The organism is Bacillus sp. F56 (assembly GCF_001748205.1).
Taxonomy (GTDB): Bacteria; Bacillota; Bacilli; order Bacillales; family Bacillaceae; genus Bacillus; species Bacillus stercoris.
Genome location: NZ_BDFC01000007.1, coordinates 463,783 through 476,408 on the forward strand (window position 1 = coordinate 463,783; position 12,626 = coordinate 476,408).

The 12,626-nt window shown below is 46.0% G+C and carries 12 protein-coding genes; all 12 read right to left on the minus strand.

The window, feature by feature from the left end; translation table 11 throughout:
* Nucleotides 1–68 precede the first annotated feature (68 nt).
* Entirely contained in the window at nt 69–959 is an 891-nt protein-coding gene (locus BFW96_RS13595) for a DUF4097 family beta strand repeat-containing protein (protein ID WP_069839689.1), read from the minus strand.
* The gene (locus BFW96_RS13600) at nt 956–1,510 is read right to left on the minus strand and encodes an HAAS signaling domain-containing protein (protein WP_069839690.1); all 555 of its coding nucleotides are present in this window, start codon (nt 1,508–1,510) and stop codon (nt 956–958) included. Before BFW96_RS13600 ends, BFW96_RS13595 begins: the two co-directional genes overlap by 4 nt.
* On the minus strand, nt 1,507–1,833 hold the full coding sequence (locus BFW96_RS13605; RefSeq protein ID WP_069839691.1) for a PadR family transcriptional regulator: 327 nt from the start codon (nt 1,831–1,833) through the stop codon (nt 1,507–1,509). The genes BFW96_RS13600 and BFW96_RS13605 overlap by 4 nt, the downstream gene beginning before the upstream one ends.
* Nucleotides 1,834–1,983: 150 nt before the next feature.
* Nucleotides 1,984–3,486 carry an alpha-L-arabinofuranosidase AbfA gene (gene abfA, locus BFW96_RS13610; RefSeq protein WP_014664911.1) on the minus strand — a complete coding sequence of 501 codons (1,503 nt, stop codon included), beginning with the start codon at nt 3,484–3,486 and terminating at the stop codon, nt 1,984–1,986.
* Nucleotides 3,487–3,504: 18 nt separating this feature from the next.
* Complete coding sequence (gene araQ / locus BFW96_RS13615; protein ID WP_069839692.1) at nt 3,505–4,350, minus strand: arabinooligosaccharides ABC transporter permease AraQ; 846 nt, start codon at nt 4,348–4,350, stop codon at nt 3,505–3,507.
* Entirely contained in the window at nt 4,351–5,292 is a 942-nt protein-coding gene (gene araP / locus BFW96_RS13620) for an arabinooligosaccharides ABC transporter permease AraP (RefSeq protein ID WP_069839693.1), read from the minus strand.
* A gap of 35 nt (nt 5,293–5,327) precedes the next feature.
* Nucleotides 5,328–6,629, minus strand: a complete 1,302-nt coding sequence (gene araN, locus BFW96_RS13625; RefSeq protein ID WP_069839694.1) for an arabinooligosaccharides ABC transporter substrate-binding protein AraN — start codon at nt 6,627–6,629, stop codon at nt 5,328–5,330.
* Nucleotides 6,630–6,659: 30 nt separating this feature from the next.
* Nucleotides 6,660–7,844: a sn-glycerol-1-phosphate dehydrogenase gene (gene egsA / locus BFW96_RS13630; RefSeq protein ID WP_069839695.1), complete on the minus strand. Its 1,185-nt coding sequence runs from the start codon at nt 7,842–7,844 to the stop codon at nt 6,660–6,662.
* Nucleotides 7,841–8,659 (minus strand): sugar-phosphatase AraL, encoded by an 819-nt coding sequence (gene araL, locus BFW96_RS13635; RefSeq protein WP_083252888.1) that lies wholly within the window; start codon nt 8,657–8,659, stop codon nt 7,841–7,843. Before araL ends, egsA begins: the two co-directional genes overlap by 4 nt.
* Nucleotides 8,637–9,326, minus strand: a complete 690-nt coding sequence (gene araD / locus BFW96_RS13640) for an L-ribulose-5-phosphate 4-epimerase (RefSeq protein WP_069839697.1) — start codon at nt 9,324–9,326, stop codon at nt 8,637–8,639. The genes araL and araD overlap by 23 nt, the downstream gene beginning before the upstream one ends.
* Before the next feature lie 16 nt (nt 9,327–9,342).
* Nucleotides 9,343–11,025 carry a ribulokinase gene (gene araB / locus BFW96_RS13645; RefSeq protein ID WP_069839698.1) on the minus strand — a complete coding sequence of 561 codons (1,683 nt, stop codon included), beginning with the start codon at nt 11,023–11,025 and terminating at the stop codon, nt 9,343–9,345.
* 13 nt (nt 11,026–11,038) lie between these two features.
* Nucleotides 11,039–12,529 (minus strand): L-arabinose isomerase, encoded by a 1,491-nt coding sequence (gene araA / locus BFW96_RS13650; RefSeq protein WP_069839699.1) that lies wholly within the window; start codon nt 12,527–12,529, stop codon nt 11,039–11,041.
* Between the last annotated feature and the right edge of the window lie 97 nt (nt 12,530–12,626).

Here is a 12,626-nt window from a genome sequence, read left to right on the forward strand (position 1 = left end):
TTCATGGGGAAAAGCGGTCATTTTTTCCTATACAAAAAAGCCGGCTGGGATGGGCCGGCTTGAGGCAGTTAGTTTAGTTCAATGTCTCCAGATGTTGTACGAACTTTTAAATGGTTAGAGGGGCTATCACCTACATAACCTACAATACGGTGCTCTGATTTTTCTTTATACAAGATGTGATCGAGATTGGCCGCGGCATCCCCTGAGTCTGCCTGAAAATCCACTGCCAAAGATACAGGTTCTTTCTGATACTCTACTGACACACTTCCGCTCGTAGTGACGATGTCGAGCTCTTCGTTCTGATGATCCTGAAGAAGATCAATATCACCGGAAGTTGTCTTATAGTTCACCTTTTCAGCTGTTGTGCGGCTGCTTTTTATTGATCCGCTTGTTGTCTTTACCTCACCTTGGCCGAATGAATTTTGGTCAGTTTGAATTTCCCCACTCGTTGTTTTTAGCGTCAGCTCGTTTTCGATGCGTGTATGCTTCAGCTCAATATTTCCTGATGTAGAGTCAGCAACTGATTGATCCGTTTGCGTATTTTCTATCAAAATATCGCCAGAGGTTGTCGTTACGGTTATCTCTTCATACTTCTTTTCCGGAATCGTGATTGTGATTTTCATATCCTTTTCGCTGCCCCACGGTATAAAAGAGATGATATTCTCGCGTGCTATTTGATTGATTGTTAATGAATTTCCATCTTGGCTCACATCGAACAGCTTTTTGCTTTTATCACTGACCTGCCCTTCAGCAGCTACCTGAATATCATCCGTTTGCCCGCTTTTGACCTCTGCATGCATCGAGCTCGTTGTTACCTCAATTTTTTTAATATCTGCAGGATCATATGTTTCAGCAGCTTTCACCTCTTCTTTTGTAAAATCCGAGGCAGCAGCAGAGATAACAGCTCCGATTACCCCGACTGCAAATACTGCGATCAATCCTATTATGATTTTTTTCATGTCTGCGCCCCCGTCACCAGCTTAAAATTATATCTGATATATCGCAAACTCATGCCATACAGCAGCTTGCCTAAATGCCACAGCCCTATACACAAGAGCAGCCCCAGACTGCCAAACACGAGTGATAAAAAGAACTCCAGCATCATGTGCGTATTCATTTGAAACATCACCATGCCGACAAACATAATTGGTGATACAGAAAGTGCAAGCGCCGCCCCGCATAAACCCACGTACACTCCAAAAATGCCAATAGCTGGTCCCAGTACAAAAATCAAATTTAAGATGCTTATCGCTGCTGCTGAACATGCCATCTGAAAGAGGTTCTTCTTAGGGCGCTGCACTGCTGGAGCAGTTTCCGTGACATCTGGCACCAATTCCTTTGCTATTTGTTTTGGGGAGCCGAGTTCCCTGATGATGTCCGCTTCCGGCCTGCCTTCTTTCATCCCTTCTGTAATATGTTCTTCAAAATCAAATAAGACCTCATTCCGCTCTTCTTTAGAAAGCGGCTGTAACGCTTTACTTAACTCCTGTAAAAACTGTTCTTGATTCATCGTTCTCCTCCCCTTGCCGCATCAATGATTTGATTGACAGATGCTGTGAACTGCTCCCATTCTGCCAGCAGCAGTTTCATTCGCACGAAACCAAGCTTTGACATCGTGTAATATTTTCTGGCAGGCCCTTCGGAAGACGGCGCCATATATGTTTCTAAATACTCTTCTTTCGTCAGTCTCCTGAGAAGAGGATATAAGGTGCCTTCAGCAATTGCCATGTGTCTGGAAATGTTTTGAGAAAGCTCATATCCGTATTGGTCTTTTTCGGATATTAATACAAGCACACATAGCTCTAATGCTCCCTTTTTAAATTGAGCATTCATCATAAGATCCTCCCTGCGGCTGGTCAATTTTGTTTATTTTTCCCATCACTTATCCATATGGTAACATCCACTACTGAACATTACAAGGTACTGAATGATATCTACTGAGAAAAAAGAAAAACCGGAGAGAAATCTCCGGCTTTGCTTCTCTTATGATTGTTTTTTCAGGCGGATTACATTCCAGGAAAGCGGCGTGAAATGAGCAGTTAAGCCGTTTTCGCTAACAGACGATGTTCCGTTGGAATGCGGGACGACATTCTTTCTGTTATGCTGGTTTGTCGCTTTGATATCCTGATGCTCAAGTACGATGTGCTCTGCGATTTGGTAGGATTCAAAGCCTCTGAGCGAAATCTCCGTCTCCATCTGATCCTCAGCCTTGTTTACCGCAAAAATAGTGAGGGTTTCTTCCTCTTCAGAGTACACAACAGCAGCATCAACATATGGCACATCAGTAAAATCAGAACAGTCGTACTTCGGAGAAGAAATAAGCGGTTTCAGTGACTCGCCCCTTCCGTAAACAGAAGCATGCATGTATGGATAGAAAATCGGCTGTCTCCATGCTTCTCCGCCTTTTTCCGTCATGATCGGCGCAATGACATTGACAAGCTGCGCAAGACACGCGATTTTCACACGATCTGCGTGCTGCAGCATCGTAATGAGGAGCGAGCCGACTAATAAAGCATCTTCAAAATTGTAAATATCCTCTAAAATCGGACGCGCAGTGATCCACGGCTCGACTTTTTTATCAGCCTCATTTGAGTGATACCATACGTTCCATTCATCCAGAGAGAGATTGATTGTTTTCTTGCTGCGTGTTTTTGCTTTTACATAGTCACAGGTTGCGGCGACAGATTTAATGAAATGATCCAGATCCATGGAACGGGCCAAATAGTTTGGCAGATTGTTATCCCGATTTCCGTAGTAGGTGTGAAGAGAGATATAGTCAACATGCTCGTACGTATGCTCCAGCACCTTCGCTTCCCAATCGATAAAGGTCGGCATGCCGCTGTTTGAGCTGCCGCAGGCAACAAGTTCAATTGATGGGTCAACCCATTTCATGACCTTTGCTGTCTCTGCGGCTAGCCGTCCGTATTCATCAGCTGTTTTGTGGCCGATCTGCCACGGTCCATCCATTTCGTTTCCTAAGCACCATGTTTTGATGCCGTACGGCTGTTCATAGCCATGTGATCTTCTTAAATCACTCCAGTAAGAGCCTTTCGGATGGTTGCAATATTCAACAAGATTACGGGCGGCATCTATGCCTCTTGTGCCAAGGTTGACGGCCATATTGACCTCGGTGTTCACCTTTTTTGCCCAAGTTAAAAATTCATTTGTTCCCACTTCATTGGTTTCTGTCGTTTGCCATGCCAAGTCAAGCCGTCTCGGGCGATTTTCGACTGGTCCGACACCGTCCTCCCAGTTGTATCCAGATAAAAAGTTTCCGCCCGGATAACGGATGATCGGAACCTGTAATTCTTTGATCAGCGACTGGACATCTTTTCTAAACCCATTTTCATCCGCTTCAGGGTGATCAGGCTCATATATGCCTTCGTATACCGCACGCCCCATATGTTCGATAAACGATCCGTAAATCCGTTTGTCTACTTCACCAATTTTATATTCTTTGTCTACAATCATTCGTGCTTTTTTCATCACACGTTTCCTCCTTCATTAACCTTTGACTCCCCCTACCGTCAGGCCGGAGATAAAGTATTTTTGAAAAAACAAGAAAATGATAATAACCGGCAAAATCGCAAATACCGAGCCGGAGATAAGCATGTCGTAATTATTTCCATAAGGGCTCAGCAAGCTGGACAGCCCAATTGGAAGCGTAAACATGTCTTTCGACCGAAGCACAATCAGCGGCCACAAGAAATTGTTCCAGCTGTTTAAGGACTGAAGGATGATCATCGCCCCGAAAGCCGGTTTCATCAGCGGCGCCATAATCCTGAAAAAGATGCCAAATTCCGTACAGCCGTCCATCCTTGCAGAATCCAACAGATCCCTTGGAAGACCAAGCGCATATTGCCTAAAAAAGAATACGGCAACAGGTGAAACGATGAACGGCAATATGACACCCGTATATGAATCGATCAAGTGCAGACCGACGGTTAGCTTAAACAGAGGAAGCATCATAACCTCCAGCGGAACCATCATGATAATCAGCACAAGAACAAAGATGATACTTCTGCCCTTAAAATCATAAACCGCAAGCCCGTACCCGATCATCGAAGAAAAAAACAGGGTGAGCACGGTTGTGAAAAGCCCAAGCACAAGGCTGTTAAAGAACCATTTGAAATAAATGCTGCCGCCGTTAAACAGAAATGTATAATTATCAAGACTCATTACTTTAGGATCAATGTCAAGATTCAGCCCCACACGCAAAAGCTCAGATGACGGCTTTAAGGACCCTAAAAGCAAACAGAAAATCGGAAAAATATACAATAGGCTCAGCATCATAAAAAACAGAGTCAGCGCAATTCTGTAAACGCTAAACTGAGGACTGTTCCGCAACATTTATCCCTCCCCCTTAAACGAGCCTGACAGCTTTAATGAAATCAGGCTGACAACAAGTATCACAATCAAAAGCACAATGCCGATGGCCGCTCCGTACCCCATTTCGTTGTAGGCAAGCCCCTGCTGATACAAATATCCGACAAGCGTCAGACCAATATTACCCGGGGAATTATTCTGCCAAAGCACGTAGCTTTCCTCAAACATTCTGAAGCCGCCGATAATGCTGATGGTCAGCACATATACGGTAACAGGCTTGAGAAACGGCAGCGTAATGTGTCGGAATTTTTTCATCGTATTCGCCCCGTCTATATCAGCAGCTTCGTACAGCTCTTTCGGCACATTTTGCAGACCTGCTAAAAAGTAAAGGATGTTGATTCCCATCCATCTCCACGAAGCAAGCAGCACCATCAAAAACATGCCGGTATGTTCATTGTTCATCCAGTTCTGAGGTGATAAGCCGAGTTTGAGTAGGATGGAGTTAGCCAGAGACGTTTCCATTTCTCCGAAGATCAGCCGAAAAATGATCCCCGCGACAATGGTGGAGGTCAATGCCGGTATGAATAGCGCTGATTTAAATATATTTCGAAATTTGACCAGCTTTGAATTCAGGAATATGGCCAGAAGCAATGGGACAGGAATCAGCACGATCAGCGTCCAAAAGGTGTATTCCAGCGTATTCCAAAGGGCGGTATAGAACGTCGGGTTGTTTAGCGCTGTATAATTAGACAATCCGACAAACGGCACCTCTCCCGGCAAAATTCTTTGAAAGCTCATGATGAAGACACTAATGATGGGGTATAGAAAAAATACGAGAAAGGATAAAACGAATGGCGCTGTAAACAGATAGGGCGCCGCTTTTTTCGAATAAAATAGATCTCGCCAGCCTGATTGTTTCGCAGCTGAAGGAACGGGATGAACCGTTCCCGTTTTCACAGGTTTCATGAGAACCTCCCCGCTTTCACTTTTTGAATGGGATTCTATTTCTGTTTCAGTTCACCTGCCGCTCTGTCCAAGGCTTGTTTAGGCGTTTTTTGCTGGGATTTAAGCGCGTCGAACAATACGCTTCTGTTGACAAGGTCTGAAGCCTTTGCAAAATCCTCATGTAAATAAATTGGATTGATTTCATCCTTGATATCGAGCAGCACAGAAAAAATGCCTGTTCCGTTTTGGAAGTAATCCGTGTATTTGTTTTTCTCCTTCAATTCCTTGGAGCTCCAAACATCCCAGCGAAGCGGGTCAAACCCGAGTACGCTCCAGAGTTTTTTATTTCCTTCTTTAGAGCCCTTCGCAAAGGCCAAAAACTCTTTTGCTAACTCAACATGCTTGGATTGCTTCGGTACAACGGTTGCCGTACCGCCCAAGCCTGCCGAGCGGTCGCCCCCCTCTTTCCATGCCGGGAGCGGTCTGATGGCAATCTTCCCTTTCAGATCAGGCATATAATCGATAAATCTTCCCATATACCAAATCGGCATGAGGATTGAAGCAGCTCCTCCTTGGTTCATAAAACCGTAGTATTCTTCACTGTGATGCCCGCCGCCTGGAGCAGGAATCATCGTTTTATCATTGATCATGTCTTTTAAATATTGAAGTGTTTTTACGTTGGTGTCATTATTGAGGATCAGCTTGCCGTTTTTATCAAAATAGCCTGAGTTTCGCTGTGAAATCATAGATAAGAAGGTTCCGGAATCATTTGTTTCCACGGTTCCCATCGGCTTCCCGGTCACTTTGCGCACTTTCTGTCCGGCTTTATGGTAATCATCCCATGTTTTAATATCGTCAGGATTGACGCCGGCTTTTTTCATCACATCCATGTTATAAAACATGACTGTTGTCCCTACATGCGTATCGAGTCCGTAAAGCTTTCCGTTTTTGCTGTACAGGGTCAGCCGCGCCTCAACGAATTTATCGCGGTCCTTTTCAATCAGCGGAGTCAAGTCGGCAAGCGGTATGTCAGAGCCCTTCAAAAAGTTTGAAAAACGGGCCAATTCGACATCGGCAATATCAGGGACGCCTTCTCCCGCTATTAAGGAGATAGATAAGTTATCGTGCATTTGCCCATACGGATAAACGACCGTATTCAGCTTAATTTTGCGGTCAGGATATTTTTTGTTCCATTCCTTCACCATTTCCACATAGAACTGCTCATGAAGCCCGTTAAATGTCCAAAAGGTCAGCTCAGTTTCACCCGATTTGCCGGATGATTTTTCTGCTGAACACCCGGCAATGAGTAATGTCAGCAGCATCATGAGCACAAGAAAACAGACAGTCATTTTTTTCATCTGCGTTACCCCTTCCATTCGAGGTGCGGGCTATTCATATAGACCATGATTGATCAGCGTTTTGTTTTCATTGATGATTCTTAATCCGGTGCAGCGGTCTCTTAAGGTGTGCGCGTGTCTGAAGGCATTTTTGACGGAATCCTGTCCGACACCGATTTCGTCAAAATACGCAGGGCCTCCGGCTGATCTCAGCCAATCAGCAAGCACTTCTCCTTCCGGGAGTGTTTGATAAGCCGATTGGATGGATTGCCGCCGGCTTGGTGTAAATTCATTCAATCCCTCATCCTTTGCGAGCTTTCTGTATGTGTCAGTTAATAAAACAGCGGCACAGCCCACCTTTGCCCCATGAAGAATCTGAGGCCGTTTTTTCTCCATTAACTCCATCTCAATCCAATGTGAAATATGATGCTCGCCGCCTGATGCCGGACGGGAATGATCTAAGGCCAGCATGACAAGCCCCGATACGATTAAAGACTCCATCAACACCCGTATGCCGATTTCCGTTTTCAGCGCGATCTCTTCTGTGTGTGCGATACAGGCGTCAAGCGCCTCTTGAACGATCTTAGCTCCTGCTGGCGAATAAGGCTCGCCGGCAAGATGCCGGGATATTTCCCAATCTGCTAAAGATGTTATTTTACCGAGCATGTCACCAAACCCAGCCGCCACCATTGATTGCGGTGCCGCTTTTAATAGATCCAGATCAGCGAACAGCGCAGATGGGGCCTTCGTTTGAATGGTTGTTTTCGTGCCGTATAAAATAATCGGCGCCCCGGCTGACGTAAAACCGTCTACAGATGGAGCAGTCGGATAAGAGATAAACGGCAAATCTCTCTGAAACGCCGCAAAGCGGACGATATCATGAATCGTGCCCGAACCGACTGCAATCATGACATCCGTTGTTTGTTTTGTATGGATCAGCGCATGAATGAGCGATCGTTCATCAGCTGTCACATCTCCGGCTTCATTTTCTGGAATGATCAGGCACTCGGCCTGAAATCCTGCTTGATTCAGCCGGTTTTCCAAATCAATTCCTGCAATGCGGTGTGTATTCGCGTCGCAAACAAGGACAATATGTTTGTAGTTTTTTCGTTTTACATAATCCAAAAGCGAATCAGCTGCTTGTTTACCGAGAACAATTTCTTCAACTGCTATAGGAGACGTCTCTTCTCCGGCGTGTTCAAAAGCACGCTGAACGTCAGCTGCGATACGATTCATATCAGAATCCCCTCCTCAGCCAATTTGGTTACATCCTTTATGGACTCCAGCACATAATCCGGCGTATACAAACGCTGTTCTCCCGGTTTCGCAGAACCAGTAAGCACTAAGGCGCTTTTCATGCCATAAAGCTTTCCCATTGCAATGTCAGATTCAATGCTGTCTCCTATAATCATGCATTCATGTGCGGACAGCCCCATTGCTGTACAGGCAGACTCAGCCATCAGCCATGACGGCTTTCCGACAACAAGTTCAGTCTTCGCTTGAGCGGAAGCCTCTATCGCCCCAATCATTCCGGCCACATCAATGGCATTTCCGTCTTCGTTTGGAAAAGAGCGGTCTTTGTTTGTAGCAATGATACGAGCGCCGCCGGCGGCCGCTTGAAAAGCTTGATTTAAATCTTTGTACGTAAGCGTTTCATGAAGGGAGATGACGAGCCAATCCGCTTCCTTCGGTTCGTTCGCACGCTGCACACCGGCCAGTCTCAGCTCGTCAACCAAACCTTGTTCTCCAAGCACCCATACCTTTGAAAAACGATAATGTTTATTCAGAAAGGCCGCCGTTACACTCGACGACAGAACAATGTCGTTTACATCCGCTTCAATCCCCGCTCCAAGAAGTTTTTTTCTGCACATGGCACGGGAGATATTCCCCCGGTTGCTTAAAAAGACGATTTTCTTTCCCATTCTCCTAAGCGTTTTGATCGCTTCTCTTGCTCCTTCGATCAACTCATTTCCTCTGAATACAGTACCGTCCAAGTCAATCAGAATGCCAGCCGGTGACACAGGCGTATCATGACTGGCCATAATACGCATTTGCTCCGTGTTTTCGATAAAAATGCTTCTCATGCAGGACTGTATTAATTGGGGTTACATCCTTGTTCAGCATAATGGAGTGATAGGCCATTTCGGCAACCGTTTCTAATACAACTGCGTTATGAATGGCATTTAAGGCATCCGTGCCCCAGCAGAACGGTCCGTGATTATTCACGAGCACACCTGGAATCTGTTCGTAGTTATGATGCTGAAAGGTTTCCGCTATGACTTTTCCTGTATTCAATTCGTACTCATGAATGATTTCTTCATCGTACATTTCTCTAGTACACGGAATCGCACTGTCAAAATAATCAGCATGAGTCGTGCCTAAAGGCGGAATGTCTCTGCCTGATTGCGCCCAGCTTGTCGCCCATTGAGAATGGGTATGGACTATTCCCCCGATATTCGGAAAGGCTTTATATAAATAAACATGGGTAGGTGTATCTGAAGAAGGCTTAAGCGAGCCTTCGACGACTTCTCCTTCAAGGTTCAAAACAACCAAGTCCTCTGCTGTCAGGTCGCTGTATTCGACTCCGCTAGGTTTGATGACAATTCTTTCTTTTTCACGGTCAATGCCGCTGACATTTCCCCACGTAAAGGTTACCAGCTGATGCTCCTGAAGCTTCAGGTTGGCAGCCAGCACTTCTTTTTTTAATGTTTCAAGCATGCTCCATCACCCTTTATCAATTCTTTTTGGCAGCAGATGAAAATTGAAGATTTTTGATCGTTTTCAGACGCTTCATGACATGGTTTTCTTTTCCGAAATAATGAACCAGCTCTTTATATTCAGCGTACAATTTTTCATAGACGGCGGCATTTTCGGCATTTGGCGTATAAGATATATCTTTCAGTTTTCCCATGTTCGCCGCTGCATCTTTGATGTCGTCGTATCCGCCTTTTTCTTTGCCTGCTGCTAGCGCGCCGAAAATGGCAGATCCTAAGGCTGGGGCTTGCGGTGACCCAGAGATTTTAATATCCATGTTTGTCACATCCGCATAAATCTGCATGACAAACGGGTTTTTCTCAGCAATTCCGCCGGCTGCGTACAGCTCCTCAATCGGAACACCGCTTTCTTTGAACGTTTCGATAATCATCTGTGTTCCGTAGGCTGTCGCTTCAACTAACGCTCTATAAATCTCTTCAGGCTTCGTCAGCAGGGTCATGCCAAGCAGCATCCCTGTTAAATCTGCATCAACAAGAGTTGAACGGTTGCCATTCCACCAATCTAAAGCAAGCAGGCCGCTTTCACCCGGCGCTTGATGGTTTGCTTTCTCACTCAGCAGCTCATGAATACCAATGTTTTTTTCCTTTGCTTCCTCTTGATACGCTTGCGGAACACACGTTTTCACAAACCAGTCAAAATGATCGCCAACACAGGACTGTCCGGCTTCATATCCCGCATAGCCCGGGAGAATTCCGTTGTCCACAACGCCGCACATCCCTGGAACGATATGCACCTCTTCACCAAGAAGAACATGGCACGTTGAGGTTCCCATAATCATCAGCATTTTCCCTGGCTCTGTGATGCCGACCGCCGGCACGGAAACATGAGCATCCACATTGGCAACCGCAACAGCCGTTCCCGGAAGAAGCCCTGTCAGCTTTGCCATTTTGTCAGTCAGGCCGCCGGCTTTTTCCCCTACTGAATGAATCGGCCCTGCCAATTTATCTCTTGTAATCGTTTTCATTGAAGGGTTTAATTTCTCAAAAAAAACATCTGACGGATATCCCGCTTTTTCACTCCAAATCGCTTTATACCCTGCAGTACAGTTGCTTCGCTTGAGCGAGCCGCACAGCTGGTACACGATCCAGTCCGCAGCCTCGATGATCCGGTCAGCCGCTTCATAAATGTGAGGCGCTTCCTCAGCTATTTGCATGACCTTTGGAATCATCCATTCTGAAGAAATTTTTCCTCCGTACCGCTGTAAAAAAGCCTCTCCTTCTTCTTCCGCGATTTGATTGAGCTGATCAGCATGTTTTTGTGCCGCATGATGCTTCCAGAGCTTCACATAGCTGTGCGGCTCCTCTTCATATTCAGGCAGCATGCACAACGGCTGTCCAATGCTGTCAATAGGAAGGATTGTACATGCCGTGAAATCAATCCCAATCCCGATAATGTCTTTTGGTTCAACGCCCGTCTGTTCAAGTAAAGACGGAATGGTTGTTTCCAAGACTTCGAGGTAATCAGCAGGGTGCTGCAGCGCCCAGTCGCGCGGCAGCTTTTGGCCCGTTTTGGGCAGGACGGTATCAATGACAGCATGCCTGTATTCTTTTACAGCAGACGCAAGTTCCTCCCCTGTTTGGACATGAACCAGCACTGCTCTTCCAGATAAAGTTCCAAAATCAACCCCTATAGTGTAAGCCATGTGACATCCCCCTCTACTTTTGAAGCCGGTAAAGCGCCTCGTTCCATTTTAACTCGTGTTTCAGTTTATGAATTGTCGTATCACGGGAAATGAGAACACTTTCGATCCCCGCCATTTCCGCCCAATCAAGCATTTGCTCCGCTGTCAGTTCATAAGACAGGCAGGTATGGTGTGCGCCGCCGGCTACAATCCATGCCTCCGCTGCTGTTTTCAATGACGGTTCCGGCTTCCAGAGAACTCGGGCCACCGGCAGATTCGGCATGTCTTTTTCAATTTCCTGGCCGTTGACTTCATTCAGCACAAGGCGGAAACGCCCGCCAATATCAACAATGCTGGCTTGAATGGCCGAACCGCTGATGCCGTTAAATACAAAACGCGCAGGGTCCTCCTTGCCGCCGATCGAAAGCGGGTGAACCTCGATTTTCGGCTGATCCAAAGCGACAGTCGGACACACTTCAAGCATGTGAGAGCCCAGAATCATTTCATTTCCCGGTTCAAAATGGTACGTGTAATCTTCCATGAAGGAAGTTCTTTTTCCTTTGGCCATGATTTTCATCATCCGTACAAGGGCCGCTGTCTTCCAATCCCCTTCACCGGCGAAACCGTAGCCTTTCTCCATCAGGCGCTGAACGGCAAGTCCCGGCAGCTGTTTCATTCCGTGCAGCACTTCAAACGATGTCGTAAACGCTGTGTATCCGCCTTGTTCAAGAAAAGCGGTTAAGCCTAGTTCAATTTTCGCCTGCTCTTTAATGGACGCTACCTTTGCTTCGTCACGTTTTGTTTCCTCGCTGATCACATATAATCTGTCATACTCCGCATAAAGCGTGTCAACTTCGTCGTCCGTAATGCGATTCATCACTTCAACAAGATCTCCGATGCCATATCCGTCAACCTGCCAGCCAAATTGAATATGCGCTCCGACCTTGTCTCCGTCGGTTACCGCGACATGACGCATGTTATCTCCAAATCTGGCAACCTTAATATGTCTGCTTTCATTTAATGCAGCCGCCGTATCCATCCACTGGGACATTTCTTTTTTTACTTCTTCATCATCCCAATAGCCGGCAATGACTTTTCGGCTAAGCCCCATTCGCGAGTTGATGTAACCGTACTCTCGATCGCCATGCGCGGATTGGTTGCTGTTCATAAAATCCATGTCAATCGTACCCCACGGAATATCGCGATTATATTGGGTATGCAAATGCAAAAGCGGTTTTTGATAAGAGGAAAGGCCTTCTATCCACATTTTTGCAGGGGAAAATGTGTGCATCCATGTAATGATGCCAGCGCACGTCTCACTGTACTCCGCTTCTCTTAACAGCTCTCTAATCGTTTCCGGTGAAGTGACGACGGGCTTATGAACCATTTTATATCTGGAAGAAACCCCGCTGAGCCCCTCACAAATGTTTTTCGCATGCTGATCCACCAGTTCCAGCGTTTCTTCCCCGTATAGGTGCTGGCTTCCTGTCACAAACCAGAATTCATAATCCTTTGTCTGAAGCATGTAAACTGCCCCTTTCCCATAAAATAAAACGCTTTCAAACACAAGAAAAAAAGATACGTACTAATGATAGAAAACAAACCTATAAATAATAATTTGT